Genomic DNA, 26,839 nt, shown 5'->3' with positions numbered 1-26,839 from the left:
TGGATCTTCTCCGGCGTTTCGGCGGCCACCTGCTCGATGTCGACGCCGCCTTCGCTGGAGGTGATGAAGGTGATGGATTTGGTGGAGCGGTCCACCAGCAGCGAGAGGTACAGCTCCTGGGCGATGTCGGTGGCCTGGGTCACCAGCACGGTGTCGATCGGCAGGGCGATGCCGGCGCTCTGGTAGGTGGCCATCTTCGTGCCGAGCATGGCACTGGCGTACTGCTTCACCTCGTCGAGGGTCCGGGCGAGTTTCACGCCGCCGGCCTTGCCGCGGCCGCCCGCGTGGATCTGGGCCTTGACCACCCAGAAGTCGCCACCGATGGCCTTGGCGGCCTCGACGGCTTCATCCGGCGTGCGTGCAACCTTGCCGGCCGGAACCGGAATGCCGAACTGGGCAAACAGCTCCTTGGCCTGATATTCGTGGAAGTTCATGCGTCACCCTGTGGGGAGGAGGGGGGAGGGGAAAGGCGGCCGAGCCGTCGTGCCGCGTCGCGCCTGAAAACGGCGGCGGGCCGCCCATTTTGATCGACCGACCCGGCAAAGGCAAAACGCGCCATACTGGACACCGGTATCGGCAGCCCCGTCGCGTCGGACGATGGGGAGGCGTCAGGACGAGGAAGCAGGCGCTATGAACGCAGCCGTGCGCGAGCTGAGCGAAGCAGACGACCGGGCCTATGCCGGCGACGAGTCGCTGCGGCGTGAACAGTACTTCTTCACCCTGTACCGCACCCTGGTCGCGGCCCTGTTCACGCTGCTGGCCTTCGGTTCGCTGCCTGACGAATGGGTCACGCTGAACCACCCGCGGCTGGCGGCCTGGACGGCGGCCGCCTACCTGGTCGCGGCGCTGCTGCTGCTGCTGCACGGGCGCAACTCGGGGCGTCCGCTGGCCGGCCAGGTGATCGTGGGTGTGGTGCTGGACGTGCTGGCCACGGTACTGATGGTGCACTCGGTGGCGCACCTGCAGACCGGCATCGCGATGGCGCTGATCGTCAACTTCAGCGCCGCCGCAGTGCTGCTGCCGCTGCGCACGACCCTGACGCTGGCCATCGCGGCGGGAGTCCTGCTGCTGGGCGAGTACCTGCTCTCGCGCGGCGACGCGGCCCTGGACAGCCGCACCCTGATCGAAATCCTGATCTGCGCGCTGGGCTACGTCGCCATGGCCAAGCTGGGCGACATGGTCGGCCGCCAGATGCGCGCCACCCATGTCCTGGCGCAGCAGCGCGGCGAAGAGGTCGCCAGCCTGGCGCAGATCAACGAACTCATCATCCGGCGCATGCGCACCGGCGTGCTGGTGGTGGACGTGGCCGGCATCGTGCACCTGCACAACGAGGCGGCCTGGCAGCTTCTCGGCCAGCCGCAGACGGATCGCCTGACCCTGGGCGATGCCGCCCCGGAGCTGGCGCAGCGCCTGTTCCAGTGGCGCATGGAGGATGACCGCAACGACGGCAAGCCGCTGCGCCTGGGGCCGGACCAGCTCGACCTGATACCGCGCTTTGCCGGGCTGGGCGTCAGCAGCGAGCTGTTCGTGATCTTCCTGGACGATGCCTCGATCCTGGCCCGGCGGGCCGAGGAAATGACGCTGTCCAACCTCGGCCGCCTTTCGGCCAGCATCGCCCACGAGATTCGCAACCCGCTGGCCGCGATCAGCTATTCCGCCCAGCTTCTGGAGGAGTCGCCGGACCTGCCGGAGGCCGACCGCCGCCTGGTGGAGATCGTGCTCAACCACTGCCAGCGCATGAACGGCATCATCGAGAACGTGCTGGCGCTCTCGCGCCGCGAGCGTTCGCGGCCCGAATCGATCGAAGTGACGCAGTGGGTCGCGCGCTTCGTCGACGAGTACAAGGCCGGGCACTACATCGACGCCACCCAGCTGCGTGCGGTGGCGCAGCCCTCCCGGCTCCTTGCGATGGTCGATCCCCAGCATCTGGATCAGGTGGTGAGCTGCCTGGTGCAGAACGCCATGATCCACGGGCACCTTCCCGGCGAGCCGGCGCGCATCACGGTGACGGCGCGACGCCTGCGCGAGAACGAGGCCATCGTGGTCGAGGTGCTCGATCGCGGGCCGGGCATCCCGCCCAAGGTGGCGAGCACGATCTTCGAACCCTTCGTCACCACGCACGAGCACGGCAACGGACTGGGGCTCTACATCGCGCGTCAGCTGTGCGAGGCCAACCAGGCCAAGCTCGAATATCTGCCGATGGCTGGCGGAAGCTGCTTCCGCATCACCTTGCCGCATGCGCAGCGGCTGGAAAACCTGCCCGGCATGAAGCCGGCGGGTTCCGCGATCAGCGCGGCAGCCGCGACCGCTCCACCACCCTGAATTCACCCTCGATCACGTTCGGATCGAGCGGGCGTCCCGGTGCCGGACGCGTGCCGGACAGGCGCAGCCACAGCCGCCTGATCGCATAGGCGGCCAGCACGACGGCCGCGATCAGGAGGCCGATGAGGCCGAAGAACCCGAGCAGCACCAGCCCGGTCAGGCCCAGCGCGAAGCGCGCCATCGGGTGGCGCGGAGGCTGGAACGAGAAGAACAGCGGTCGCATGGATCGATCCCCAGCGTGTCAGAATGAGCGGGTCGAAGACCCAGTATCGGGGTCGTTCCAGTCCACCACAAGTGACATCGGGTCTGCTTTGAGCCACGTTTTCCTTTCAGTCATCGACGCGCTGCCCGACGGCGGCGCGGCCGGCCTCGATGCCGAGGTGGGCGGCGAACCGTCGCCGCTGCTGGCGCTGCGCCGCGGCAACGAGGTGCGCGTCTTCCACAACGTCTGCCCGCACGCCGGCCGGCGCCTGGAGGTGGCCCCTGGCCGTTTCATCGTCGATGCCGACACCGTGGTCTGCGCCGCCCACGGCGCGTGCTTCACCATTCCCGCCGGCGACTGCATCGCCGGGCCCTGCCGCGGGCAGAGCCTGCGCGAGGTGCCGTGCGAGCTGCGGGATGGGGAAGTGTGGATCGATCCGCGCGGCTGACGCCGTTCCGGATCAGTCCGGAACGGCCTCGGCTTCCACCACGGCCGCCACCAGCGCGCCCAGCTCCAGCAGCCGCAGGTCGCTGCCCGGCAGGCCCACCAGCTGCAGGCCGATGCCATCGCCCAGCGGCAGCGCCAGCGCCGGACAGCCGGCGAGCGAGGCCAGGGCGGTGAAGTCGGCCAGGTTCGGGGGCTCGGGCGCATCCACCGCCGGCGGCGGCAGCGGCGACACCGGCAGCAGCAGGGCGTCGAAACGCTCGAACAGCCGCCGCACCCGGGCCACGTGCGCATCCAGGCGCAGGTCCGCGCGGGCGTAGTCGGCGGCGGATTTGCGCCGCGCGAAATCGAGCATCGCCGAAAGCGGCGGCGAAGCGGCTTCGAGCAGGGGGCCGTGCGCCGCCAGCAGCTCGGCTTCCATCATCAGCAGCGCGGCGCGGCGCGTGGCGGCGATGTCCAGCGCGGCGAGCTGGAAGGGCGATACCGACACCCGGCCCAGCAGTTCCGCGCAGCGGCCCAGGGCCGCATCGAACGCCGCGATCACCGCCGGCGCGGCACCGACGGACGCGGCATCGGCCAGCACGCCGACCCGCAGCGTGGACGGATTCCAGTCCGGCGCGGCCAGGGCAACGCGGCGGCGGCGCGAGCGCGGGTCGTCCGGATCATGCCCGCACATCACCTGCAGCAGCGGCGCGATGTCCTCGGCGCTGCGGGCGATCACGCCGGGGCAGTCGAGCCGGCGCAGCGACGGGCGCAGGCCGCCGGAGGAAAGTTCGCCGTGGGTCGGCTTGAGCCCGACCACGCCGCAGAATGCGGCAGGAATGCGGATCGAGCCCAGCGTGTCCGATCCCAGCGCCGCGACCGCGTGACCGGCGGCCACCGCCACCGCGGAACCGGCGGAGGATCCGCCGCTGGCGCGGCCGGGAAGCTGCGGGTTGGCCACGTCGCCGAAATGGGCGTTGCGCCCCACCGTTCCCAGGGTGGCCTCGTCCAGGCTGGTCTTGCCCAGCAGCACCGCACCGGCACCGCGCAGCCGCGCGACGATGAAGGCGTCGCGCGCCGCCGGCGGTTCCGCGCCTGCGGGCAGCCCCAGCGTGGTCGGCATCCCGGCCACGTCGATGTTGTCCTTGATCGCCAGCGGCACGCCATCCAGCCGTCCCAGCGGCGCACCCGAGGCGCGGCGCGCGTCGGAGGCGCGCGCCGCGGCCAGCGCGCCTTCGCCATCGACGTGCAGCCAGGCGTTGAGGGCGCGGTCGCGTTCGATTGCGGCAAGGAACGCGCGGGTCAGCGCCTCGCTGCTGACCTGGCCGGCGGCGAGCGCGTGCAGCACGCGGATCAGGGATGCCTTGCGCAGGGAATCGGCGTCGTGGGCCATCGTGTGCGGACCGTGTCGGGAAACGCGCATGGTGCGGGTTTGCCCGCCCTGCCGCAAACCCGCACAATGCGGCGTTGCACCAACATACGCAGCCGAAGGGAAGCCAGCCGATGAGCGAGCGCGAGTTCATGGAGTACGACGTCGTCACCGTGGGTGGCGGCCCCGCCGGACTGGCCTTTGCGATCCGGCTCAAGCAGATCAGGCCGGAGCTTTCGGTGTGCGTGATCGAGAAGGCCAGCACCATCGGCGCACAGATCCTGTCCGGCGCGGTGATCGAGCCCGAACCGCTCGACGCGCTCCTGCCCGGCTGGCGCGACAGCCCGCCGCCGGTCTGCATTCCCGCGACCGAGGACGAGTTCTGGATGCTGTCGAAAACCGGCGGCTTCAAATTCCCCTTCCTGCCGCCGGGCATGCGCAACCACGGCAATTTCATCGTCTCGCTCGGCGCGATGTGCGCGTGGATGGCACCGCAGGCCGAGGCGCTGGGCGTGGAGATCTATCCGGGCTTTGCCGCTGCGGACCTTTATTACAACGAAGACGGCTCGGTCGGCGGCGTGCGCATCGGCGACATGGGCGTGGCCAAGGACGGTTCGCACAAGCCCGGCTACACCCAGGGCATCGACATCAGGGCGAAGGTCACGGTGCTGGCCGAAGGCGCGCGCGGCCACCTCACCAAGCGCCTGATCGAGAAGTTCGGGCTCGACAGCGGCTGCGATCCGCAGGGCTATTCCATCGGCATCAAGGAGCTGTGGCAGGTGCCCGAGGAGCGCGTGACGCCCGGCAAGATCGTGCACGCCATGGGCTGGCCGGCCGACAGCCGCACCTATGGCGGCAGCTTCGTTTACCACTTGGACAAGGGCCGCATCGCGCTGGGCTATGTTTCCGGGCTCGACTACACCGATCCGCGCTACAAGCCCTGGGAAGCCTTCCAGCAGTGGAAGAACCACCCGCACGTCAAGGCGCTGCTCGAAGGCGGCAGCATCGTCTCGGCCGGCGCGCGCGCCATCGTCACCGGCGGTTGGCAGTCGCTGCCCAAGTGCGAAATGCCCGGCGCGATCCTGATCGGCGACACCGCGGGCCTCTTGAACGTGCCCAAGATCAAGGGCACCCACCAGGCGATCCGTTCGGCGATGCTGGCGGCCGAGCACCTCGCGGGCAGCGAGCTGTCACCGCAGGGCTTCGACGCCAAGCTGCGCGCCTCGCCCGCGATGGCGGAGCTGCGCACGGTGCGCAACGTCAAGCCCGGCTTCAAGCGCGGCCTGTGGTTCGGCCTGATCAACGCCGCCTGGGAAACGGTGGTCGGCGGGCGCTCGCCGTGGACCTTCAGGAACAAGGCCGACTGGACCACCCTGCACAAGCTGGGTGAGTACGAGGAGCCGCGGCGCGACTATGTCGAGCGCACCCTGCCGCCGCGCGATCGCCTCGCCGGGGTGTACTTCGCCGCCACCGAGCACGATGAGGACCAGCCGGTGCATCTGATCGTGCACAACACCGACGTGTGCGCGACGACGTGCCTGAAGGAATACGACAACCCCTGCACCCGCTTCTGCCCGGCCGGCGTGTACGAAATGGTCGATGACGGCACCGGCGGCAAGCGCCTGCAGGTCAACGCCGCCAACTGCGTGCACTGCAAGACCTGCGACATCAAGGATCCCTACGAGAACATCACCTGGGTCACGCCCGAGGGCGGTGCCGGGCCGAACTACCAGAACCTCTAGCCCGCAGCCGCGCGCATCGCGTGGCGACCGCCGCGGCGCACCGGGGCATCGTTCGGCCGGCGCAGGCGGCGGCTGAAACCAGCGCCGGGCCGCTGCCCGGCGTTTGGAGCACGTCCTCGGAACCGCCGCGATACAATCATGCCCCTGACCGGCGGCACGCGCCGCCACCCTGATTCCAACCCTTCAGGAACCCTGAAACCGATGAAGATTCTGGTCGGCTACAAGCGCGTGGTGGATTTCAACGTGCGTATCCAGGTCAAGCCGGACGGCTCCGGCGTGGTGACCGATGGCGTGAAGCTCTCGCCCAATCCCTTCGACGACATCGCGCTGGAAGAGGCGCTGCGGCTGCGCGAAAAAGGCGTGGCGACCGAGGTGGTCGTCGCCACCATCGCCCCGGCCGACGCCCAGCCGCACCTGCGCAACGGGCTGGCGATGGGTGCCAACCGCGCCATTCATATCGTCGCCGATGGCGCGGTGCAGCCGCTCACCGCGGCGCGCGCCTTCCTCAAGCTGGTCGAGAAGGAGCAGCCGGACATCGTGCTGCTGGGCAAGCAGGCGATCGACGACGATGCCAACCAGACCGGCCAGATGCTGGCCACGCTGTGGGGGCGGCCGCAGGCCACCTTCGCCAGCAAGGTCGATGTGGCCGATGGCTGCGCCACCGTGGTGCGCGAGGTCGATGCGGGCCTGGAAACGCTGGAAGTGGACCTGCCGGCGGTGATCACCACCGATCTGCGCCTCAACGAGCCGCGCTTCATCAAGCTGCCCGACATCATGAAGGCCAAGAGCAAGCCGCTGGAAACCCTGGCGCTGGCGGATCTGGGCGTGGAATCCGGCGATTTCCTCACCACCACGAAGTACGAGGCACCCGCCGGCCGCAGCCGCGGCGTGATGGTCAAGGACGCGGCCGAACTGGTCGCGGCGCTGAAGGCCAAGGGGTTGCTGTAGGTCGGGGTTACACCCCCGACGCAACACCCGCCATCGACGTAGGGTGGAACCCGCGCAGCGGATTCCACCTTCCTCAAGAACATGGGTGGAATCGCCTGCGGCGGTTCCACCCTACGGTTGCAATACAAGGAAGCCGACATGTCCAAAGTCCTGATCGTTGCCGAGCACCTGAACGGTGCACTCAACGCCTCGGCCACCGCCAAGACGGTGTCCGCCGCGCGCGCGCTGTCGCCGGAAAGCATCGATGTGATCGTGCTGTCCGACGCGCCCGATGCGATCGCGGCCGAGGCTGCGAAGATCGACGGCGTGGCTGCCGTCCTCACCGTCGCCCACCCCGCCAACGCCCACGCCGTCGCGGCGGTACTGGCACCGCAGATCGCCAAGGCGGCGGCCGGCTACAGCCACGTCTTCGGTCCGTCCACCACCTTCGGCAAGGATGTGATGCCCTGCGTCGCGGCGCTGCTGGGCGTGGCCCAGGTCAGCGACGTGATGGCGGTGGAATCCAGCCACGTCTTCAAGCGCCCGATCTACGCCGGAAACGCCATCGTCACGGTCGGCACCCCGGCCGACAGGCCGGTCGTCGCCACCGTGCGCGTGGCCTCCTGGCCCGCGGCGGGGCAGGGCGGCAGCGCTGCGGTGCGCGCGCTGGCGCTCGATGTGGCCCTGCCCACGCACACCCGCTTTGCGGGCCTGGCGGCGGGCAAGTCCGATCGTCCGGATCTGCAGAGCGCGGCGCGCGTGGTATCCGGCGGTCGCGGGGTCGGTTCGGCTGAAAACTTCCAGGTCATCTATCACCTCGCCGACCGGCTCGGTGCGGCGGTCGGCGCGTCGCGCGCCGCGGTCGATGCCGGCTATGTGCCCAACGAGCTGCAGGTTGGCCAGACCGGCAAGATCATTGCGCCCGAGCTGTACGTCGCGGTTGGCATTTCCGGCGCGATCCAGCACCTCACCGGGATCAAGGACGCCGGCACCATCGTTGCGATCAACAAGGACGGCGATGCCCCGATCTTCGAGATCGCCGACATCGGTCTGGTCGGGGATCTGTTCACCCTGCTGCCGGAAATCGAGGCCGCGCTGGGCTGAAGCCCAGCGTTCGCGTGTTCCCGGAAGGCCCGCCCGTGCGGGCCTTCCGCGTTTCTGCGGCGGGAAGCGTGCGACAACATCGCAGTGTCATTCCTTTCATCGCGATGAAGCGATAAACTGCGCCGCTCCGCCTTGCGCAAGGATTCCCGATGCCCGCGATCAGCCTCGAGTTCTACCCGCCCAAAACCGACGAACAGCGCGCCCAGCTGCATCGCGCGGCCGCGAAGCTCGCCGCGTATTCGCCCGAGTATGTGTCGGTGACCTTCGGTGCGGGCGGTTCGACGCTGAGCTATACGCCCGAAACCGTCGACGCGCTGCGCGCCCGGCACGGCTTCGACGCCGCGCCGCACGTCTCCTGCGTCGGCGGCACGCGCGCCGAGCTGGCTGAACTCCTCGACAGCTACCGTGCCCGCGGCTGCCGGCGCATCGTGGCGCTGCGCGGCGATCTGCCCTCGGGCATGGCCAGCACCGGCGACTTCCACTACGCCAGCGATCTGGTCGAATTCATCCGCGTCCGCTACGGCGACTGGTTCCGCATCGAGGTGGGCTGCTATCCGGAAACCCATCCGCAGGCCGAGGACGCCTTCGCGGATCTGGCGCACTTCAAGCGCAAGGTGGAGGCCGGCGCGGACGCGGCGATCACCCAGTACTTCTACAACGCCGACGCCTACTTCCGCTTCGTGGACGACGCGCGCGCGCTGGGGGTTTTCATCCCCATCGTGCCGGGCATCATGCCGATCTCCAACTTCACCCAGCTCAGGCGCTTCTCCGAACTGTGCGGCGCGGAAATCCCGCGCTGGATGCAGCGCCGCCTGTCGGCCTACGGCGATGATGCCGCGAGCCTCAAGGCGTTCGCCGCCGATGCCGTGGCCGGGCTGTGCCGACGCCTGCTCGACGGCGGTGCGCCGGGGCTGCACTTCTACACCCTGAATCTCGCCAGGCCGACCCAGGCGGTGCTGGATCGGCTGGGCTGAGCGCAGACGGCGGGGCGCGATAAGCTGTGCCGATGAACAGGCATGCACGCTGGTTTGCTGTCCTCGTCCTCGCGCTGCTGGCCGGCGATGCCACTGCCGCGGTGCGGCGCTGCGTGGCCGAGGACGGCACGCTCATCTACACCGACCGCGCTTGCGAGCACTTCGATGCGCGCGAGGCACGCACGGATCCGGTGCCCGACTCGGGCCTCCCGGCCACCAGCGCGGAAAGTGGAATCGACGGGAGCTCAGCGCCGCCGCTGGCGTCCTACGGTCCGGTCGCCGTCGACTGCGCGCGCACGCCCGAGGCCCTGCTGATGAGCCTGCGCCACCTGCTGGAGCTGCGCGACGTGAACGGCCTTTCGGGCCTCTACCACTGGCCCGGCACGGGAAAGTGGAGCGCGCGTGCGGTGATGGATCGTCTGGAGACCATCGCCGCACGCTCCGACGGTTCGGCCGAGCTGGTGTATCCCGAGGCCGCCTTCGTCGTGTTCGATCCGGAGGCTTATCCCGGCATCCCGCCGGAAGATCCCGAGGCGGTGCGCATCGGCGCGTTCCACGGGAGCGGGCTGAGCGAGCCTTCGCCGCCGCCGCTGGCGACGCTGGGGGTGGTCCGCCACGCCGGCTGCTGGTGGCTGCGCTTCTGAGCCGCGATCAGGCGTGGCCCGGTTCCGGGCCTGGTTCGAATTCCAGTATGGCGCGACTGCCCTGGCGATCCGTGCGCGGCTCCAGCCGCACGCGCCAGCCGTAGAGATCGCACAGCCGGCGGACGATCGCAAGGCCGATGCCGGCCCCCTTGCTGCCGGCCGAACTGCTGCCGCGGTAGCCGCGTTCGAAGAGGCGTTCGGCATCCTCGTGGGCTATGCCCGGCCCGCTGTCGGCGACTTCGACCCGGTCCGCCAGCACCGTCACCGCGACTTCGCCTTCGAGGGTGTACTTGCAGGCGTTGCCGATCAGGTTGTTGAGCGCCACCGACAGCACCGCCTCGGGCGCGTCGACGAAGACGTCGCGCTGGCCGTCCACGCGCAGGCGCACCGGCTTGTTCAGCAGGTGCACGCGGTTGGCCTCGGCCTGGGCTTCGACGATTCGCCGCACGTCGCTGCGCCCGCTGCCGCGCTCGTTGCGCGAGAGCATCAGGAGCGCCGTGGTCAGGTCGGTGCTCTGCTGGGTGGCGCGCTCGATGCGCAGCAGGCGCTGGCGCATCTTTTCGGAGAGATCGGGAGTGGCCAGCAGCAGCTCGGTGGCACCGCGGATCACCGCCAGCGGGGTGCGCAGCTCGTGGCTCACGTCGGCGTTGAACTCGCGGTCGCGCGCGACCCGTTCGGTGAGCTGGTCGGCGTAGTCGTCCAGCGCCTGGGCGAGCTGGCCGACTTCATCCTGCGCGAAGTGCGGTGCCAGCGCGGTGCGCGCGACGTCGCCGCCAAAGCCCTCCACGCGCGCCGCAAGATCCGCCACCGGACGCATCACCCGGCGCGAGGACCACAGCCCGATCAGCCAGGCCAGCAGGGTGAAGGCCACCACGCTGACGCCCAGGACCGTCATCAGCTGCTGCGCGCTGAGCGCCTGGCGGCCGTAGCCGTACTTGATGTAGGTGACGATGTCCGGCGCGCGCGCCACGGCGAGCTTGAAGTCGGCATTGCGGCCGCGCGCATCCGGATCGCGCCAGTCGTGCACGCCGGACGGAAGATCGCGCCAGGCCAGCGGGATCTGCGGGCTTTCGGGCCGGAATGCGAACATCTCGATCTGCTGCTCCTGCAGGCCATAGGCCGCGCTGGGTTCGGGATGGGCGCGCTTGAACTCCAGGTAGCTGGTCGCTTCCGCCCCCAGCCATGCACCGACGAGCTGGTTTTCGATGCGCGCGCGCAGCGCCAGGGTGGATGCGGCGAACAGCGCGGTGAGGCCGAAGCCCAGCAGCACGAAGGACGCCACGATGCGCGCGCGCAGGCGCTGGCGGGGAATCGGTCGTTCGGGCAAACCCGCCACGGTGTCGCTCACGCGGACGGTTCGAGATCCACCAGCCGGTAGCCGATGCCGTGCCGGGTATGGATCAGCGGCCGGTCGAACGGCTTGTCGATGGCCGCACGCAGGCCGTGGATGTGCACGCGCAGGCTGTCCGAATCGGGCAGCTCTTCACCCCAGACGCGGGTTTCGAGATCCTGCCGCGTCACCACGGCGGGAGACGCCTCCATCAGCACCTGGAGAATCTTGAGCGCGGTCGGATTGAGCGTGATCGACGTGCCGGCGCGCACCACTTCCAGGGTATCGAGGTTGTATTCCAGATCCGATACGGTCAGCACGCGCGAATGGCTGCCGCGCCCGCGCCGCAGCAGCACGCCCAGGCGTGCATCCAGCTCCTGCAGTGCGAACGGCTTGACCAGATAGTCGTCGGCCCCCGATTCGAACCCGGCCAGCTTCTGCTCGAGCGCGTCGCGCGCCGTCAGCATGAGCACCGGCGTGTCCTTGTGCGCCTCCTGGCGCAGCTTGCGACATACCTCCAGCCCATCCATGCCCGGCAGGTTGAGATCGAGGATGATGGCGTCGAAGCTGTCGACGACAGCGCGGTGCAGGCCGGTGATGCCGTCGGCGGCAAAATCCACGGTATGACCGCGGTCCTCCAGATAATCGCCGAGGTTGGCCGCGATGTCGGTGTTGTCTTCGATGACCAGGATGCGCATGGGATATGTGCCGGGTGAGGGAGCCCGCCGCCAGCATAGCCGCATCGCGCGGCCTCATGCCGTGCCGGATACCGAACGGCGGCGCGCGGGCAACAAAAAGGCCCGCGGTCGCGGCGGGGGGACGCCGGTACACGCGGGCCGAAGGTGTTGCCCCGATTACCGCAATCTACCTGTCACGCAATCCTCAGGAGTGTCGAGGAAGATCCAGGTGACGACAGGCTACGTGCGGCGGGCGAAGAAGATCGTTAAGGGGATTTCAGGGTTTCGTTAATCGGCCGCCGCGCGCGGCGCGGGCTGGTGCCGGCCGCCGGGCGCTGCGCGGCGTGCCGTGCGACGTGGCGGATGATTTCCGCCGCCACGTCCATTCCGCTCGCCGCCTCGATGCCTTCGAGGCCGGGCGAGGCGTTCACCTCCAGCACCAGCGGGCCGCGGTGCGAGCGCAGCAAATCCACGCCCGCTACTTCCAGCCCGACCGACCGGGCCGCGCGCACCGCCGCATCCGCCTCGGCCGCGTCCAGGCTCGCCGCCTGCGCGCTGCCGCCGCGGTGCAGGTTGGCGCGAAACTCGCCGCTGCCGGCCTGGCGCTGCATCGCGGCCACCACACGTTCGCCTACGACCAGGCAGCGCAGGTCCGAACCACCGGCCTCGGCCACGAACTCCTGCACCAGGAAATCCGCCGACAGCCCGCGAAAGGCCTCGGTCACGCTGCGCGAGGCCTGCACCGTATCGGTGAGCACCACGCCCAGGCCCTGGCTGCCCTGATTGAGCTTGACGATGTGCGGCGGCGGCCCGAGCAGCGCGAGGAGATCGGCGGTGTCGTCCGGGCTGTCGCCGGCCACCGTCAGCGGCATCCCCAGCCCGCAGGCCGCCACCAGCTGGTGACAGCGCAGTTTGTCGCGCGCGCGGGCGATCGCATCGCCGCCGTTGGGCGAATACACGCCCATCAGCTCGAACTGGCGCACCACCGCGGTGCCGTAGCGGGTGATCGACGCCCCGATGCGCGGGATCACCGCGTCGTAGCCGCGCAGGGCGCGGCCCTTGTGGTGCAGCTCGAACGCACCCGGGACGATGCGCAGGTAGCAGCGCAGCGGGTCGAGCACGCGTACCACGTGGCCCTGCGCGCGCGCCGCCTCGACCAGGCGGCGGGTGGAATAGAGCGCGGTGTTGCGCGAAAGGATCGCCAGCTTCACGCGGAGGCCTCGCCGTCGCCCAGGAGGAAGGTTCGCCCGGGATCCACGCACCAGTGCCCGGCGAGCGCCGCACGACCGATCAGCAGCCGATGGCGCAGCCCGTGCCGGTTGGCCAGCCCGATGTCCACCTCGTGCTCCCAGTCGCCCAGGCGCAGGCGGCTGCGGATGAAGATCCGCGACTCGCGCCCGCCGCCGGTGTCCGCCACCGTGCGTCGCCCCGCGATCGGCGCGCACAGCTCCCGCAGCGGAGCCTCCGGGGATTCGCGCAGCGCGAACGCCACCTGCGCGATGCCGTTTTCGACCCGCTCGCGCTGCCACTCGACGTGCAGCGCGCAGCTGCGCGCGCCGGTGTCGATCTTGGCCGCGATCCTGACCAGCCCGAGTGCGGGCAGGGTCGCCCACTCGCGCCAGCCCGTGACCGGCAGCTCGCCCGTCAGACGCATCGTGCCGCTCCGGCCGATTGGGGGGAGCAAAGTCTATCCGGCCGCTAGCGCGTCCCGCCAGCGCGCGCCGGTGCTCCCGGTTCAGTGGAACTGCATCACCTCGCCGTCGCGGTCGAACACCGCAAAATCGGCGACGCGGCCGTTGTTGATCGCGTTGACCATGAAGCGCAGCGGCTGGGCGGCCTCGTCGCTGCCGGGTGCGATGCCGCCGCGGCCGGCGAGCGCGCCGACGAAGACCAGGTCCCAGTCCTGTCCGGTGGCGGCGGACTCCTCGACAAGCGCGGCAAAGCCGGCCACCTCGCCCGGCACCTTGTCCACGCACAGGCAGGGCGAAATCGTGCCGCCTTCGCGCCGTTCGAAGCGCTCGCGCTGCTCAGGCGTGGCGTTTTCCGGCAGGCCGATGCGGGCAAAGACGAACAGCAGGCGCTGCGGTTCGGCCTGCTGCAGGGCGGCGTCCAGCAGGTCCTGGAAGCGGGTCAGGTGCATCGGCGGGTGCTCCGGCAGGGATCATGCGCGACGCGCGCGGCGATCCGGAGGCGACATGGTGCCTTGCCCCGGCCGTCCGTCAACTTGACGGTGGTCAAGCGCGGGCCTGCCGCATGCCGCTAGGATACGCGTGGGGCACCGGCACGCTGGTCGCCTCGACTCCAAGCCCGGCTGCCTGGGTCCTCGTGATACGGCAGACGGGCCGTGGCCGCGCCGGAAACGGGGCGGCCACCGGGTCGGAACCGGAAACGGGTCGGCCTCCCGCGCTTGGACTGGAGCACAACATGGCAACCCTCGTGGACGGCTTCGGCCGCACGTTTCCCTATCTGCGGCTGTCGCTGACGGAAGCCTGCAACTTCCGCTGCAGCTACTGCCTGCCGGATGGCTACCAGGCCGATGGACGCCCCACCTTCCTGACGCTGGAGGAAGTTCGGCGGCTGGTGCGCGGCTTCGCAGCGGTGGGGATGCGCAAGATCCGCCTGACCGGCGGCGAGCCCAGCCTGCGCAAGGACCTGCCGTCGATCATCGCCGCCGTCTCGGCGACGCCGGGCGTGCAGAAGATCGCCCTGACCACCAACGGCTGCCTGCTGCCCCGGCACGTGCGCCTGTGGCGCGAAGCCGGGCTGACCGCGCTCAACGTCAGCCTGGACAGCCTGCAGCCGGCGCGATTTTCCGCGATCACCGGGCACGACCGCTTCGATGAGGTGATGGAAGGCATCGAGATCGCGCAGGGCCTGGGCTTCGCTGCGGTCAAGCTCAATGCGGTGCTGCTGCGCGGGCTGAACGACGACGAGCTGCCGGCGTGGATGGACTTCCTGCGCGACCGCGATGTCGCCATCCGCTTCATCGAGCTGATGCGTACCGGCACCAACCTGGCCTATTTCGAGCGCCACCACTATCGCGCCGAGGCGCTGGAGCAGCAGCTGATCGATACCGGGTGGATGCTGCGCCCGCGCGCGCCCGACGCCGGCCCGGCGCGCGAATACGCGCACCCGGACTATCGCGGACGGATCGGCATCATCGCCCCGTACTCCAAGGACTTCTGCGCCGGCTGCAACCGCCTGCGCGTCACCGCGCGCGGCGACCTGCGGCTGTGCCTGTTCGGCGATTTCGGCATCCCGCTGCGGCCCTTGCTGCAGTCGGACGACGACCACGAGGCGCTGGCCGCGCGCATCGCCTCCCAGCTCGGCCTGAAGGCCGCCGGCCACGGCCTGCACCAGGGCAACACCGGCATCACTCCGCACCTGGCTTCGATCGGTGGATAGGCAGGCACCCATGACGACGCAATCCGACGCGGCTTTCCACATGGCCGATATCCGCAACAAGCGCCCGACCCGCCGGCGCGCGGTGGCGGTGGGCGAATTCCTGCCCGGTGCCGAAGCGTTCGCCACCGTGGTCGAGCGCCGCTTGCCCAAGGGCGATGCCCTGGTGATGGCGGAAATCGCCGGCCTGCAGGGGGCCAAGATGGCCTCGCAGCTGATGCCGCTGTGCCACCCGATCTCGCTGGAGCTGGTGCGCGTGCGCTGCGTGCCGGTGCCGGCGCGCCACGCCATCCGGGTGTACTGCGAATGCGCGCTGGAGGCCCGCACCGGGGTCGAGATGGAAGCGCTGGCCGGGGTCAATGCGGCCCTGCTCACGCTCTACGACCTGACCAAGCCGGTGCAGCCGGCGCTTGCCATCAACGGCGTGCGCCTGCTGTTCAAGGAAGGCGGCAAGAAGGGGCTGTGGGTGCATCCCGATGGCATGAGCGACGAAGAGCGCGCGCACTACCGGCCGCGCGGCCTGGCCCGCCTCGACGGCGTGCCCTGCGCGGTCATCACCCTGAGCGACCGCGCCAGCTCCGGCGACTACGAGGACCGCTCCGGCCCGGTGCTGGTGGGAGGGCTGCGCAAACTCGGTGCCGAGGTCGGCCACATCGAAGTACTGCCGGATGGCATCGATCCGCTGGCCGAACGCCTGCGCGCGCTGGCCGCCAAGGGCGTGCGCCTGTGCCTGTGCAGCGGCGGAACGGGCCTGGGTCCGCGCGACGTGACCCCGGAAGCACTGCGGCGGGTGGCCGATCGCCCGGTCGACGGTCTGGCCGAAATGCTGCGGGCCGAGAGCGCGAAACACACGCCGTTGGCCTGGCTCAGCCGCGCCGAGGTGGTGCAGATCGGCGGCATGCTGGCGTTCGCGCTGCCGGGCAGCCCGCGCGCGGCGCAGCAGTGCATGGACATGCTCAGCCCGCTGCTGGCGCACGCGCTGGCGATGCTCGACGGCAGGCCGCACCCGTGATCGGCTACGACGAGGCGCTGGCGCACATCCTGCGGGAAGCCAAACCGCTGCCGGTGGTGCCGCGCACGCCGGTGCCGGGACAGGTGCTGGCCGAGCCGGTGCACAGCCGCGAAGACCTGCCGCCGTTCGACAATTCCGCGATGGACGGCTTCGCCCTGCGAGTGGGCGATGCGGGCATTGCGGCGGGTGCCGAGTTCGAGGTGCTGGGCGCGCAGGCGGCCGGCGACGAACGGGTTTCCGCGCCGGCGGGCGCGTGGGAAATCATGACCGGCGCGCGCATCCCGGACGGGTTGGATGCGGTGATCCCGGTCGAGCAGGTCGAAGTGCTGGCCCGCGATGACGACGGCAAGCCGGCGCGCATCCGCCTGCAAGCCGAGGTGCCGCGCGGCCAGCATGTGCGCCGGCATGGCGAGGACGTGCGCAAGGGCGACCGCTTCCTTGCCGCCGGTACCCGCCTGGATGCGCCGCAGCTGATGCTGCTGGCCGCGCTGGGCGTGTCGCTGGTGGACGTGCGCGCGGCCCCGCGGGTGGCGCTGATCAACACCGGCCGCGAGCTGGTGGACGATCCCGCGCGGCCGCTGGCCTCGGGCGAAATCCGCAACAGCAACGGTCCGTACCTGGCGCAGCGGGTCGAACAGGCCGGGGCCGAACTGGTGCTGCGCCAGACCGTGAGCGACGAGGTGGATGCGTTCTTCATCGCGATGGAAGAGGCGCGCTCGGCCGGTGCCGAACTGGTGCTGAGCACCGGCGCGGTGTCGATGGGCCGCTACGACTTCATCCCCGACGCGCTGCGCAAGCTCGGCGCGACCATCCATTTCCACAAGGTGGCGATCCGCCCCGGCAAGCCGCTCTTGTTCGCCACCCTGCCCAACGGCGCGCTGTTCTTCGGCCTGCCGGGCAATCCGGCGTCGAGCGCGGTGGGGCTGCGGTTTTTCGTGGAGCCGGCGCTGCGCGCGATGCTGGGCCTGGCCCCCGAGCGCGCCCTGCGCCTTCCGCTGCGCGGCGGCCGCCGCGCGCATCATGCCCTGCGCGTCTTCCTCAAGGCGCGGGTGGAACTGGATGCACACGGACGCCTGTGGGCGCAGGCGCTGCCTGGGCAGGAATCGTTCCGGATCGCGCCGCTGGCGCAGGCCAATGCCTGGGTCGTGATCGATGGAAGCGCGGGTGACCTGCCCGAAGGCGCGCCGGTGGAGGTCTGCGGCCCCGGGCACCTGCTCGGATTGACGCTGGAAGGAGTACAGCCGTGAAGGTGGAAGTGAAGCTGTTCGGCGCGTTCCGCGACCACCAGCCCGATGGCTGCGTCCACCTGGAGTTGGCCCCGGGTGCGCGCGTGGACGATTTGCGCCTGGCGCTGGAAGCCTACGCCAGCGCGCACTGGCCGGCGTTTTGCCCGAAACTGTTGAAGTACTCGGCCTTCGCCAGCGAAAAGGCCGTGCTGCGCGAAGCCGATCCCGTGCCCGAGGACGGCCGCATGGCGGTGCTGCCGCCGGTCAGCGGAGGCTGAGCGTGGATGCCCATCGACTGATCGTGCGCGACATTGCCGAAGGCGGGCTCGATCCGGCTGCGGCGCTGGATTTCGTGTCCGACCCCGGTTTCGGCGGCATCGCGATGTTCGTCGGGCGGGTGCGCGACCTCAACCACGGCCGCGCGGTGCTCGGGGTCAGCTACGACATGTTCGTGCCGCTGGCGCTCAACGGTTTCGCCGAGATCGCGGCCAAGGCCGAGCGCGACTTCGATGGCAGGCTGAAGCTCTACATCGGCCACGCCAAGGGCCGCCTGGGGATCGGCGATGTGGCGATGGTGGTGGTCGCCGGCACCCCGCACCGCGACGAGGCCTTCCGCGCCTGCCGGCAGGTGGTCGAGGCGGTCAAGCACAGCAGCCCGATCTGGAAGCAGGAGCACTACACCGACGGCGACAGCATCTGGAGCGAGGGCTGTTCGCTGTGCGAGCGTGAGGAGGCGGCCCCGCTGCATGAAGGGCATGCGCACTGACGCGCCCTGGACGGGCGTGCTGCTGGCCGGCGGGCGCTCGCGCCGCATGGGCCGGGACAAGGCCGGGCTGGTCTGGAACGGACGCACCCTGCTGCAGCACCAGTCGCAGTTGCTGATGGACGCCGGCGCGCAGCGCGTGGTGGTCAGCGGCGACTATCCGCAGGCACAGGGCATCCCCGACGCCGTGTCCGACCAGGGACCGCTGGGCGGCCTCCTCGCGGTCAGCGCCGTGCTGGAGGACGGACCGCTCGTGGTGCTTCCGATCGACATGCCGCAGGTCGCGCCCGCGCTGCTCGCCGCGCTGGCGCAGGCCCCGGCGCGCTGCGCGCACTATCGCGGCCACGTCCTGCCGCTGCGGCTGGCGCTGGACGCGGCGCTGCGCGCCTGGCTCGCGCAGAGCCCGCAGCTTCCGCCGGAGCAGCGCTCGCTGCGGGCGCTGCATGCGGCCTGCAACGGCACCATCCTGCCGCTTGCGCCGGGCGACGTGCGCTTGCTCGCAAACTGCAACACGCCGGACGAATGGGCGGCGCTGGCATCATGAAGATCCAGATCAATGGGCAGCAGCTGCGCTTCCGCATCGACGAGGATGCCCTGGCCGAACTTCTGGACAGCGGCCATCTGACTCGCAGCAGCCACCTGTCGCCGGGCGTTCGGCTGGTCCAGCGCATCGTTCTGGGGGACGCGCCGGACGGAGCGGCGCTGCAGGTCGAGCCGGGCGCGTGGAGCCTGCGGCTGCCGCGCGCGGATCTTCTGGACTACGTCGCGCGCCTTCCCTGCCGCGACGCGCTGGCCTATGTCCTGCCCGGCGGTGCCGCGGATGCGCCCCTGTATGTAGGCATCGAGGTGGACGTGCGCGACAGCGTGCGTCGCCGCGGCCCGCGTCGGCGCGGCACCGGAACCGCGCCCGATCCGACGGCGGAGTGAGTCGCGCGCGGCGTGAGTATCGCTGGCGCACGGGAAATCCGCTGCCGATTTCGGAGAAATTGACGTCAGTCAAACGGCGGATCAGCACTCGGACCAGCATGCGTGGTCGCGGCGAGTGCGCCAGTCGAAGCCTGACGGCCAGTCTCACGACGCCCTGCCGCGTCCGTCTGCCGAGAGGGTTTCCCGATGAGCTATTTCCTTGACCGCCTGCAGTTCTTCAAGCGCCAGGCGGAGCCGTTCGCCGACGGCCACGGCTTCACCAAGACCGAAAGCCGCGACTGGGAGAACGGCTACCGTGCGCGCTGGCAGTACGACAAGATCGTGCGCTCCACCCACGGGGTGAACTGCACCGGCTCCTGCAGCTGGAAGATCTACGTCAAGAACGGCCTGGTGACCTGGGAAACCCAGCAGACCGACTACCCGCGCACGCGGCCCGACCTGCCCAACCACGAGCCGCGCGGCTGCCCGCGCGGGGCCAGCTATTCCTGGTACCTGTACAGCGCCAACCGCCTGAAGTACCCGCTGATCCGCGGCGCGCTGCTGCGCCTGTGGCGGCAGGCGCGCAAGACCATGGCACCGGTGGACGCCTGGGCCAGCATCGTGGAAGACCCGGCCAAGGCGGCGGACTACAAGTCGCGCCGCGGCATGGGCGGCTTCGCGCGGGTGCGCTGGGAGGAGGCCAACGAGCTGATCGCCGCCTCGAACCTTTACACGGTGAAAAAGTACGGCCCGGATCGCGTGGTCGGGTTCTCGCCGATCCCGGCGATGTCGATGGTGTCCTACGCCTCCGGCGCGCGCTACCTGTCGCTGCTCGGCGGTGCCTGCCTGTCGTTCTACGACTGGTACTGCGACCTGCCGCCGTCCTCGCCGCAGGTGTGGGGCGAGCAGACCGACGTGCCGGAATCGGCCGACTGGTACAACAGCCGCTACATCATCGCGTGGGGCTCCAACGTCCCGCAGACCCGCACGCCCGACGCGCACTTCTTCACCGAGGCGCGCTACAACGGCACCAAGACGGTGGCGATCACCCCGGACTATTCCGAAGTCGCCAAGCTCACCGACCACTGGCTGCACCCCAAGCAGGGCACCGACGCCGCGCTGGCGTTCGCGTTCGGCCACGTGATCCTGAAGGAGTTCCACGTCGACCGGCCCTCGCAGTACTTCACCGACTATTGCCGGCAATACACCGACATGCCGCTGCTGGTGCGGCTGGAGCGGCGCGACGATGGCCGGCTGGTGGCGGGGCGTTACCTGCGCGCCTCCGACCTCGGCGGGCTGGGCGAGGCCAACAATCCCGAATGGAAGAGCCTGGCGTTCGACGAGACCACCGGTGCCGTCACCGTGCCGAACGGCTCGGTCGGTTTCCGCTGGGGCGAAAAGGGCAAGTGGAACATCGAGGAAAAGGACAGCGCCGGTCGCGAGACGCGCCTGCGGCTGAGCTTCAAGGACGCCCATGACGGCATCGAGGCGGTGAGCTTTCCGTACTTCGGCGGCATCGAGCACGAGAAGTGGACCGCCGTCAAGTTCGAGGACGTGCTGGAGCGCAACATCCCGGTGCGCAGGCTGCAGACCGCCGATGGCGCGGAAACCCTGGTCGCCACGGTGTACGACCTGCTGCTGGCGCAGTACGGCGTGGACCGCGGCTTCGGCGGCGGCAACGTGGCCACCAGCTTCGACGACAACCTGCCGGGCACCCCGGCCTGGCAGGAAACGATCACCGGCGTGCCGCGTCTGGACGTGATCGAGATCGCCCGCGAGTTCGCCCGCACCGCCGACAAGACCCGTGGCCGCAGCATGATCATCGTCGGCGCGGCGATGAACCACTGGTACCACAACGACATGAACTACCGCGGCCTGATCAACATGCTGGTCATGTGCGGCTGCGTGGGTCAGACGGGAGGCGGCTGGGCGCACTACGTCGGGCAGGAAAAGCTGCGCCCGCAGACCGGCTGGCAGCCGCTGGCGTTCGCGCTGGACTGGAGCAAGCCACCGCGCCACATGAATGGCACCTCGTTCTTCTACTTCAACTCCGACCAATGGCGCTACGAGAAGCTGGACGTGAAGGAGATCCTTTCGCCGCTGGCCGACCCGGCGAAGTTCACCGGCTCGATGGCCGACCTGAACCTGCGCGCGGTGCGCATGGGCTGGCTGCCCAGCGCGCCGCAGCTGGACCGCAATCCGATCGAGGTGGTGCGCGAGGCCGAGGCGGCCGGCGTGGCACCGGTCGACTACGCGGTGGCGCAGCTGAAGTCCGGCGCGCTGGACTTCGCCTTCGCCGATCCGGACGCGCCGCAGAACTTCCCGCGCAACCTCTTCATCTGGCGCTCCAACCTGCTGGGCTCGTCCGGCAAGGGCCATGAATACATGCTGCGCCACCTGCTCGGCACCCGCCACGGCGTGCAGGGCAAGGACCTGGGCGAGCGCGGCGCGACCAAGCCCGAGGAAGTGAGGTGGCGCGACGAGGCACCCGAGGGCAAGCTCGACCTGCTGGTCACGCTGGACTTCCGCATGTGCACCACCGCGCTGTATTCCGACGTGGTGCTGCCCACCGCGACCTGGTACGAGAAGAACGACCTCAACACCTCCGACATGCACCCCTTCATCCACCCGCTGTCGAAGGCGGTGGACCCGGCATGGGAGTCGCGCAGCGACTGGGACATCTTCAAGGGCATCGCCAGGACCGTCAGCGAACTGGCGCCCGGCGTGCTGGACGTGGTCAAGGACCTGGTGCTGGTGCCGACCCTGCACGACACCCCCAACGAGCTGGCGATGCCGCTGGGCGTGACCGACTGGAAGAAGGGCGAGTGCGAGGCGATCCCAGGCAAGACCATGCCGTCGATGGTGGTGGTGGAGCGCGATTACCCGAACCTGTACAAGAAGTTCACCTCGCTGGGCCCGCTGCTGGACAAGCAGGGCAACGGCGGCAAGGGCATGAACTGGGATACCAAGGACGAGGTGCATTTCCTCGGCGAGCTCAACCACCGCGTGCGCGAGGAGGGCGTCAGCCACGGCCGGCCGCAGATCGATTCGGCTATCGACGCCTGCGAAGTGATCCTGCACCTGGCGCCGGAAACCAACGGCCATGTGGCGGTCAAGGCCTGGGAGTCGCTGGGCACGTTCACCGGCCGCGACCACACCCATCTTGCGGTGGGCAAGGAGCACGAGGCGATCCGCTTCCGCGACATCCAGGCGCAGCCGCGCAAGATCATCTCCTCGCCGATCTGGTCGGGGCTGGAGGACGAGCACGTCAGCTACAACGCCGGCTACACCAATGTGCACGAGCTGATCCCGTGGCGCACCCTGACCGGTCGCCAGCAGTTCTACCAGGACCACGAATGGATGCTGGCCTTCGGCGAGGGGTTCATGCAGTACCGCCCGCCGGTGGACACCAAGACCATCGCGCCGATCCTGGGCAAGAAGCCGAACGGCCACAAGGAGATCGTGCTGAACTGGATCACCCCGCACCAGAAGTGGGGCATCCACAGCACCTATTCCGACAACCTGATCATGCAGACGCTGTCCCGCGGCGGCCCGATCGTGTGGCTGAGCGAGGACGACGCGCGCAGCGCCGGGATCGAGGACAACGACTGGATCGAGCTGTTCAACGTCAACGGCGCGATCGCGGCGCGGGCGGTGGTCAGCCAGCGCATGATGAACGGCATCGCGATGATGTACCACGCGCAGGAACGCATCATCAACACGCCCGGCTCCGAGATCACCGGCACCCGCGGCGGCATCCACAACTCGGTCACCCGGGTGGTGCTCAAGCCCACCCACATGATCGGCGGCTATGCGCAGTATGCCTACGGCTTCAACTACTACGGCACCGTGGGCACGAACCGCGACGAACTGGTGGTGGTGAGGAAGATGGACAGGATCGACTGGCTGGACGGCGAGCCCGTGCCTGCCAATGCCCAGGAGGTGGTGTGATGAAGGTCCGCGCACAGATCGCGATGGTGCTGAACCTGGACAAGTGCATCGGTTGCCACACTTGCTCCATCACCTGCAAGAACGTCTGGACCTCGCGCGAGGGCGTGGAGTACGCCTGGTTCAACAACGTCGAGACCAAGCCCGGCGTGGGTTATCCCAAGGAATGGGAGAACCAGGACAAGTGGAACGGTGGTTGGGTGCGCACCCGCAGCGGCAAGCTGGTGCCGCGCGCCGGCGGGCGCTGGCGGATGCTGTCGAAGATCTTCGCCAACCCCGACCTGCCGCAGATCGACGACTACTACGAGCCGTTCGACTTCGACTACCAGCACCTGCACGAGGCGCCGGACGGCAAGCACCAGCCGACCGCGCGCCCGCGCTCGCTGATCTCCGGCCAGCGCATGCAGAAGATCCACTGGGGCCCGAACTGGGAGGAGATCCTCGGCACCGAGTTCGCCAAGCGCAGCAAGGACCGCAACTTCGACAACGTGCAGAAGGAGATCTACGGCGCGTTCGAGAAGACCTTCATGATGTACCTGCCGCGGCTGTGCGAGCACTGCCTCAACCCGGCGTGCGTGTCCGCCTGCCCGTCGGGCGCGATCTACAAGCGCGAGGAGGACGGCATCGTCCTGATCGACCAGGACAAGTGCCGCGGCTGGCGCATGTGCGTGTCGGCCTGCCCGTACAAGAAGATCTACTACAACTGGAAGTCGGGCAAATCCGAGAAGTGCATCTTCTGCTACCCGCGCATCGAGATGGGCGAGCCCACGGTGTGCTCGGAAACCTGCGTGGGCCGCATCCGCTATCTCGGCGTGCTGCTGTACGACGCAGACCGCATCCAGGAAGCGGCGTCCGTGCCGGCCGAGAAAGACCTGTACCAGGCCCACCTGGACATCTTCCTCGACCCCAACGACCCGGCGGTGATCGAGGCCGCGCGCAAGGAAGGCATCCCCGACAGCTGGCTGGAAGCGGCGGTCAATTCGCCCACCTACAAGCTCGCCATCGACTGGAAGCTGGCGCTGCCGCTGCATCCGGAATACCGCACCCTGCCGATGGTCTGGTACGTGCCGCCGCTGTCGCCGATCCAGTCCGCGGCCGAGCGCGGCCGGGTGGGCATGAACGGCGAACTGCCCGACATCGCCTCGCTGCGCATCCCGGTGCGCTATCTGGCCAACATGCTGACCGCCGGCGACGAAGCGCCGGTGGTGCGCGCGCTGGAGCGGATGATGGCGATGCGTGCCTGGCGGCGTTCGCTGAACGTGGACGGGGTCGAGGATCACGCCGTGCTGAAGCAGGCCGGGCTGACCGTGGCCCAGGCCGAGGACATGTACCGCTATCTGGCCATCGCCAACTACGAGGACCGCTTCGTGATTCCCTCGGCGCACCGCGAGTACGCCAACGATGCCTTCGGCGAGCGCGGCGGCTGCGGCTTCACCTTCGGCAACGGCTGCAGCGGCGATTCGCCGGCGGACCTCTTCGGCCAGCGCAAGAGCACCAGCTACGCAGTGCATCCGAACCGGCAGGAAAAATCGCTCGAGGTGACCCGATGAGCCTGCTCAAGCTCATCGGCGTACTGCTCGACTATCCGCGGGACGCGCTCTGGGAGCACGGTGAGGAACTCCTCGCCGCAGCGCAGGACGACGCCCTGCCGCCGGCGCGCCGGATGGCGCTGGTGCAATACGTGCGCGACCTGCTCGCCACCGAGCCGCTCGAGGCGCAGGAGCGCTGGCTGGCGCTGTTCGACCGTGGCCGTTCGATGAGCCTGCTGCTGTTCGAACACATCCACGGCGAATCCCGGGATCGCGGCCAGGCGATGGTCGACCTGATCGAGGCCTACCGCAGGAACGGCTACGAGCTGTCCGCGCGCGAGCTGCCGGACTACCTGCCGCTGCTGCTGGAGTACCTGGGCCAACGCCCGCCGGAGGAGGCGCGCGACTGGCTGCAGCACGTCAGCCACATCATCGGCCTTCTGGCCGCGCGCGCGGGCGAGCGCGGAAGCAGCCACGCCGTGCTGCTCGAAACCCTGGTGGAGTACGCCAGCGGTGTGGTCGATATCGACGCGCTGCGCCGCCGCGCGCGGCAGGAGCCGCGCGACGACACGCCCGAGGTCATGGACCAGCTCTGGGAGGAGGAGGCGGTGCGCTTCGGTGCCGAGGCCCCCGCCCAGGACTGCGATCCTTCCGCCACCCGCGCGCCGCGTCCGGCGGCCGCGCCCAGCCATGCCAACCCGCAGGTGCAGCCATGAGCCACGTGGATACCTTCGCCTTCCAGATTTATCCCTACATCGCGCTCGCGGTGTTCTTCATCGGCAGCTGGGCGCGCTTCGACCGCGCCATGTTCACCTGGCGCGCCGGCTCCAGCCAGCTCCTGTCCGACAAGGGCATGCGCTGGGGCAGCAACCTCTTCCACATCGGCATCCTGGCGATCCTCGCCGGCCACCTCGTCGGCCTCCTGACGCCGCACTGGGTATACGAGCCCTTCATCACCGTGCCACAGAAGCAGCTGCTGGCGATGGTGGTGGGCGGCGCGTTCGGCGCGGTCTGTCTGGTCGGCATCAGCATCCTCACCCTGCGCCGGCTGACCAATCCGCGGGTCAGGGCCACCGGCACGTTCGCAGATACCGCGATCCTGCTGCTGCTGTTCGCGCAGCTGCTGCTGGGCCTCTACACCATCGTCGAATCCAGCAAGCACATGGACGGTGGCGTGATGATGGCGCTGGCCGAATGGGCGCAGCGCATCGTCACCTTCCGCGGCGGCGCGGCCGAGTTCGTGGCCGGCGTGAGCTGGGTCTACAAGGCGCACATCTTCCTCGGCCTGACCCTGTTCCTGCTGACGCCCTTCACCCGCCTGGTGCACGTGTGGAGCATCCCGCTCAGCTACCTGTGGCGGCCCTATCAGGTGGTGCGCCGCCGCCAGTCGCCGCTGCGCTACGGCCCGAGGGCCTGATGATGGAACGCAGCCGCCCGCTTGCCATCACCCTGATCGACTCGCAGGCACCGGTCGCCGATGACGCCCACGCCGACCGCGCGCGCGACGCCAGCGAAGGCCCGCGCACGCTGGGCCAGCGCGCCCCGGCGTTCCTGTTCGTCGGCGATACGGCGATCAGCGAGGCGCAGATCGCCGGGGAAATGCAGTTCCACCGCGCCATGAAGCCCGAACAGTCGCGTGCCAGCGCGGCGCGTGCGCTGGTGGTGCGCGAGCTGCTGCGCCGCGAGGCGGAGCGGCTGGGCATTGCGCAGGATTTGCAGCCCCATCCCGGCGAGCCGCTCGAGGAGGCCTGCATCCGCGTCCTGCTCGAACGCGAGGCGGAGAGCCGCATGCCGTCCGAGCAAGACTGCCGGCGCTACTTCGAGCAGAATCCCGGGCGCTTCCATGCGCCGCTGCGCCTGCGCGCGCGCCACATCCTGCTGGCCGCGGCGGCGGATGACGTGAACGGCCGCTTCAGCGCGCGCAGCCGCGCCGAAGAACTGATCGCGGAGCTGAAGACGCGGCCGCAGCTCTTCGCCGACTTCGCCCTGCGCCATTCGGACTGCCCCTCGAAGGACGAGGGCGGGGATCTGGGCTGGCTGGAGCGCGGCCAGACCGTGCCCGAGTTCGATCGCCAGGTGTTCCGCCTGCGCCAGGGGCTGGCCGGTTTTCCGGTCGAGTCGCGCTGGGGCTATCACGTCGTGCAGGTCGACGGGATCGCCGACGGCGAGGCGCTCGAATTCGACGCCGTGCACCAGCGCATCCGCGATTACCTCGAACTGCAGGTGCGCCAGCAGGCGCTCCAGCAATACCTGCTCGAACTCCAGCACCGCTACACGGTACGCGGGCTGGAGGCGATCGAAGCGGCGGCCTGACCGCCACTCCGGCGCGCCGGGTT

The 26,839-nt window shown here is 69.5% G+C and carries 27 protein-coding genes and 1 riboswitch; of the genes, 19 read left to right on the top strand and 8 right to left on the bottom strand.

Going from position 1 to position 26,839, the window contains the following annotated elements; genetic code table 11:
- The coding region (locus WB794_RS12165) for an ATP-grasp domain-containing protein (RefSeq protein ID WP_337336128.1) at window positions 1–434 on the bottom strand (434 nt) is incomplete at its 3' end.
- 196 nt (window positions 435–630) lie between these two features.
- On the opposite strand from WB794_RS12165, the gene WB794_RS12160 reads away from it, so the two are divergent.
- Entirely contained in the window at window positions 631–2,322 is a 1,692-nt protein-coding gene (locus tag WB794_RS12160; protein WP_337336127.1) for a sensor histidine kinase, read from the top strand.
- On the opposite strand, the gene WB794_RS12155 is transcribed toward WB794_RS12160, so the two are convergent.
- The gene (locus tag WB794_RS12155) at window positions 2,288–2,545 is read right to left on the bottom strand and encodes a hypothetical protein (protein ID WP_337336126.1); all 258 of its coding nucleotides are present in this window, start codon (window positions 2,543–2,545) and stop codon (window positions 2,288–2,290) included. The genes WB794_RS12160 and WB794_RS12155 overlap by 35 nt on opposite strands.
- Before the next feature lie 88 nt (window positions 2,546–2,633).
- On the opposite strand from WB794_RS12155, the gene WB794_RS12150 reads away from it, so the two are divergent.
- A complete protein-coding gene (locus WB794_RS12150; RefSeq protein ID WP_337336125.1) occupies window positions 2,634–2,972 on the top strand; it encodes a Rieske (2Fe-2S) protein in 339 nt (112 codons plus the stop codon).
- A gap of 12 nt (window positions 2,973–2,984) precedes the next feature.
- Here WB794_RS12150 and WB794_RS12145 read toward each other — a convergent pair whose 3' ends face one another.
- Window positions 2,985–4,343 (bottom strand): amidase, encoded by a 1,359-nt coding sequence (locus WB794_RS12145; RefSeq protein WP_337336124.1) that lies wholly within the window; start codon window positions 4,341–4,343, stop codon window positions 2,985–2,987.
- 110 nt (window positions 4,344–4,453) lie between these two features.
- On the opposite strand from WB794_RS12145, the gene WB794_RS12140 reads away from it, so the two are divergent.
- From WB794_RS12140 to WB794_RS12120, 5 genes are all read left to right on the top strand, one after another.
- Window positions 4,454–6,061, top strand: a complete 1,608-nt coding sequence (locus WB794_RS12140; protein ID WP_337336123.1) for an electron transfer flavoprotein-ubiquinone oxidoreductase — start codon at window positions 4,454–4,456, stop codon at window positions 6,059–6,061.
- A gap of 201 nt (window positions 6,062–6,262) precedes the next feature.
- Window positions 6,263–7,009 (top strand): electron transfer flavoprotein subunit beta/FixA family protein, encoded by a 747-nt coding sequence (locus WB794_RS12135; RefSeq protein WP_337336130.1) that lies wholly within the window; start codon window positions 6,263–6,265, stop codon window positions 7,007–7,009.
- A 138-nt stretch (window positions 7,010–7,147) separates the two neighbouring features.
- Window positions 7,148–8,092, top strand: a complete 945-nt coding sequence (locus tag WB794_RS12130) for an electron transfer flavoprotein subunit alpha/FixB family protein (protein WP_337336122.1) — start codon at window positions 7,148–7,150, stop codon at window positions 8,090–8,092.
- A 149-nt stretch (window positions 8,093–8,241) separates the two neighbouring features.
- The gene (gene metF, locus WB794_RS12125; protein ID WP_337336121.1) at window positions 8,242–9,066 is read left to right on the top strand and encodes a methylenetetrahydrofolate reductase [NAD(P)H]; all 825 of its coding nucleotides are present in this window, start codon (window positions 8,242–8,244) and stop codon (window positions 9,064–9,066) included.
- Window positions 9,067–9,098: 32 nt separating this feature from the next.
- Entirely contained in the window at window positions 9,099–9,710 is a 612-nt protein-coding gene (locus tag WB794_RS12120) for a hypothetical protein (RefSeq protein WP_337336120.1), read from the top strand.
- A gap of 7 nt (window positions 9,711–9,717) precedes the next feature.
- On the opposite strand, the gene WB794_RS12115 is transcribed toward WB794_RS12120, so the two are convergent.
- The 5 genes from WB794_RS12115 to WB794_RS12095 form a co-directional block, all read right to left on the bottom strand.
- Window positions 9,718–11,058, bottom strand: coding sequence for a HAMP domain-containing sensor histidine kinase (locus tag WB794_RS12115; protein ID WP_337336119.1), 1,341 nt, complete (start codon window positions 11,056–11,058; stop codon window positions 9,718–9,720).
- The gene (locus tag WB794_RS12110; protein WP_337336118.1) at window positions 11,055–11,738 is read right to left on the bottom strand and encodes a response regulator transcription factor; all 684 of its coding nucleotides are present in this window, start codon (window positions 11,736–11,738) and stop codon (window positions 11,055–11,057) included. Before WB794_RS12110 ends, WB794_RS12115 begins: the two co-directional genes overlap by 4 nt.
- A 245-nt stretch (window positions 11,739–11,983) precedes the next feature.
- A complete protein-coding gene (gene rimK, locus WB794_RS12105) occupies window positions 11,984–12,928 on the bottom strand; it encodes a 30S ribosomal protein S6--L-glutamate ligase (protein ID WP_337336117.1) in 945 nt (314 codons plus the stop codon).
- Window positions 12,925–13,371, bottom strand: a complete 447-nt coding sequence (locus WB794_RS12100; protein ID WP_337336116.1) for an ATP-dependent zinc protease family protein — start codon at window positions 13,369–13,371, stop codon at window positions 12,925–12,927. The genes rimK and WB794_RS12100 overlap by 4 nt, the downstream gene beginning before the upstream one ends.
- Window positions 13,372–13,452: 81 nt before the next feature.
- Entirely contained in the window at window positions 13,453–13,857 is a 405-nt protein-coding gene (locus tag WB794_RS12095; RefSeq protein ID WP_337336115.1) for a ribonucleotide reductase subunit alpha, read from the bottom strand.
- 147 nt (window positions 13,858–14,004) lie between these two features.
- Window positions 14,005–14,152: riboswitch (molybdenum cofactor riboswitch) on the top strand.
- Between WB794_RS12095 and moaA the strand changes: the two genes are divergently transcribed.
- The 12 genes from moaA (at window position 14,142) to WB794_RS12035 (ending at window position 26,816) form a co-directional block, all read left to right on the top strand.
- Window positions 14,142–15,122, top strand: coding sequence for a GTP 3',8-cyclase MoaA (moaA, locus tag WB794_RS12090; protein ID WP_337336114.1), 981 nt, complete (start codon window positions 14,142–14,144; stop codon window positions 15,120–15,122). Its footprint overlaps the riboswitch before it by 11 nt.
- A 10-nt stretch (window positions 15,123–15,132) precedes the next feature.
- A complete protein-coding gene (gene moaCB / locus WB794_RS12085; RefSeq protein WP_337336113.1) occupies window positions 15,133–16,131 on the top strand; it encodes a bifunctional molybdenum cofactor biosynthesis protein MoaC/MoaB in 999 nt (332 codons plus the stop codon).
- Window positions 16,128–17,378: a molybdopterin molybdotransferase MoeA gene (locus WB794_RS12080; RefSeq protein ID WP_337336112.1), complete on the top strand. Its 1,251-nt coding sequence runs from the start codon at window positions 16,128–16,130 to the stop codon at window positions 17,376–17,378. The genes moaCB and WB794_RS12080 overlap by 4 nt, the downstream gene beginning before the upstream one ends.
- Window positions 17,375–17,635: a MoaD/ThiS family protein gene (locus WB794_RS12075; RefSeq protein WP_337336111.1), complete on the top strand. Its 261-nt coding sequence runs from the start codon at window positions 17,375–17,377 to the stop codon at window positions 17,633–17,635. The genes WB794_RS12080 and WB794_RS12075 overlap by 4 nt, the downstream gene beginning before the upstream one ends.
- Window positions 17,636–17,637: 2 nt before the next feature.
- Window positions 17,638–18,123 carry a molybdenum cofactor biosynthesis protein MoaE gene (locus WB794_RS12070; protein WP_337336110.1) on the top strand — a complete coding sequence of 162 codons (486 nt, stop codon included), beginning with the start codon at window positions 17,638–17,640 and terminating at the stop codon, window positions 18,121–18,123.
- Complete coding sequence (gene mobA / locus WB794_RS12065; RefSeq protein ID WP_337336109.1) at window positions 18,113–18,664, top strand: molybdenum cofactor guanylyltransferase; 552 nt, start codon at window positions 18,113–18,115, stop codon at window positions 18,662–18,664. Before WB794_RS12070 ends, mobA begins: the two co-directional genes overlap by 11 nt.
- Window positions 18,661–19,047, top strand: coding sequence for a hypothetical protein (locus WB794_RS12060; RefSeq protein ID WP_337336108.1), 387 nt, complete (start codon window positions 18,661–18,663; stop codon window positions 19,045–19,047). Before mobA ends, WB794_RS12060 begins: the two co-directional genes overlap by 4 nt.
- 186 nt (window positions 19,048–19,233) lie before the next feature.
- Window positions 19,234–22,977 carry a nitrate reductase subunit alpha gene (locus WB794_RS12055; RefSeq protein ID WP_337336107.1) on the top strand — a complete coding sequence of 1,248 codons (3,744 nt, stop codon included), beginning with the start codon at window positions 19,234–19,236 and terminating at the stop codon, window positions 22,975–22,977.
- A complete protein-coding gene (gene narH, locus WB794_RS12050) occupies window positions 22,977–24,524 on the top strand; it encodes a nitrate reductase subunit beta (protein WP_337336106.1) in 1,548 nt (515 codons plus the stop codon). Before WB794_RS12055 ends, narH begins: the two co-directional genes overlap by 1 nt.
- The gene (narJ, locus tag WB794_RS12045; RefSeq protein WP_337336105.1) at window positions 24,521–25,219 is read left to right on the top strand and encodes a nitrate reductase molybdenum cofactor assembly chaperone; all 699 of its coding nucleotides are present in this window, start codon (window positions 24,521–24,523) and stop codon (window positions 25,217–25,219) included. The genes narH and narJ overlap by 4 nt, the downstream gene beginning before the upstream one ends.
- Window positions 25,216–25,920, top strand: coding sequence for a respiratory nitrate reductase subunit gamma (narI, locus tag WB794_RS12040; protein WP_337336104.1), 705 nt, complete (start codon window positions 25,216–25,218; stop codon window positions 25,918–25,920). Before narJ ends, narI begins: the two co-directional genes overlap by 4 nt.
- Window positions 25,920–26,816: a peptidylprolyl isomerase gene (locus WB794_RS12035; RefSeq protein ID WP_337336103.1), complete on the top strand. Its 897-nt coding sequence runs from the start codon at window positions 25,920–25,922 to the stop codon at window positions 26,814–26,816. The genes narI and WB794_RS12035 overlap by 1 nt, the downstream gene beginning before the upstream one ends.
- The last annotated feature ends 23 nt before the right edge of the window (window positions 26,817–26,839 follow it).

The sequence above is a fragment of the Denitratimonas tolerans genome, assembly GCF_037203605.1.
Taxonomy (GTDB): Bacteria; Pseudomonadota; Gammaproteobacteria; order Xanthomonadales; family Xanthomonadaceae; genus Denitratimonas; species Denitratimonas tolerans.
Note: the sequence above shows the minus strand (reverse complement) of the source record. Positions and strands in the feature narration are given on the sequence as shown.

Excerpts from the sequence above, each read along its gene's own strand:
- WB794_RS12160 (WP_337336127.1), top strand. The coding sequence starts at position 631 with ATGAACGCAGCCGTGCGCGAGCTGAGCGAAGCAGACGACCGGGCCTAT.
- WB794_RS12155 (WP_337336126.1), bottom strand. The coding sequence starts at position 2,545 with ATGCGACCGCTGTTCTTCTCGTTCCAGCCTCCGCGCCACCCGATGGCG.
- WB794_RS12145 (WP_337336124.1), bottom strand. The coding sequence starts at position 4,343 with ATGGCCCACGACGCCGATTCCCTGCGCAAGGCATCCCTGATCCGCGTG.
- WB794_RS12140 (WP_337336123.1), top strand. The coding sequence starts at position 4,454 with ATGAGCGAGCGCGAGTTCATGGAGTACGACGTCGTCACCGTGGGTGGC.
- WB794_RS12135 (WP_337336130.1), top strand. The coding sequence starts at position 6,263 with ATGAAGATTCTGGTCGGCTACAAGCGCGTGGTGGATTTCAACGTGCGT.
- WB794_RS12130 (WP_337336122.1), top strand. The coding sequence starts at position 7,148 with ATGTCCAAAGTCCTGATCGTTGCCGAGCACCTGAACGGTGCACTCAAC.
- metF (WP_337336121.1), top strand. The coding sequence starts at position 8,242 with ATGCCCGCGATCAGCCTCGAGTTCTACCCGCCCAAAACCGACGAACAG.
- WB794_RS12120 (WP_337336120.1), top strand. The coding sequence starts at position 9,099 with ATGAACAGGCATGCACGCTGGTTTGCTGTCCTCGTCCTCGCGCTGCTG.
- WB794_RS12110 (WP_337336118.1), bottom strand. The coding sequence starts at position 11,738 with ATGCGCATCCTGGTCATCGAAGACAACACCGACATCGCGGCCAACCTC.
- WB794_RS12100 (WP_337336116.1), bottom strand. The coding sequence starts at position 13,371 with ATGCGTCTGACGGGCGAGCTGCCGGTCACGGGCTGGCGCGAGTGGGCG.
- WB794_RS12095 (WP_337336115.1), bottom strand. The coding sequence starts at position 13,857 with ATGCACCTGACCCGCTTCCAGGACCTGCTGGACGCCGCCCTGCAGCAG.
- moaA (WP_337336114.1), top strand. The coding sequence starts at position 14,142 with ATGGCAACCCTCGTGGACGGCTTCGGCCGCACGTTTCCCTATCTGCGG.
- moaCB (WP_337336113.1), top strand. The coding sequence starts at position 15,133 with ATGACGACGCAATCCGACGCGGCTTTCCACATGGCCGATATCCGCAAC.
- mobA (WP_337336109.1), top strand. The coding sequence starts at position 18,113 with ATGCGCACTGACGCGCCCTGGACGGGCGTGCTGCTGGCCGGCGGGCGC.
- WB794_RS12060 (WP_337336108.1), top strand. The coding sequence starts at position 18,661 with ATGAAGATCCAGATCAATGGGCAGCAGCTGCGCTTCCGCATCGACGAG.
- WB794_RS12055 (WP_337336107.1), top strand. The coding sequence starts at position 19,234 with ATGAGCTATTTCCTTGACCGCCTGCAGTTCTTCAAGCGCCAGGCGGAG.
- narH (WP_337336106.1), top strand. The coding sequence starts at position 22,977 with ATGAAGGTCCGCGCACAGATCGCGATGGTGCTGAACCTGGACAAGTGC.
- narJ (WP_337336105.1), top strand. The coding sequence starts at position 24,521 with ATGAGCCTGCTCAAGCTCATCGGCGTACTGCTCGACTATCCGCGGGAC.
- narI (WP_337336104.1), top strand. The coding sequence starts at position 25,216 with ATGAGCCACGTGGATACCTTCGCCTTCCAGATTTATCCCTACATCGCG.
- WB794_RS12035 (WP_337336103.1), top strand. The coding sequence starts at position 25,920 with ATGATGGAACGCAGCCGCCCGCTTGCCATCACCCTGATCGACTCGCAG.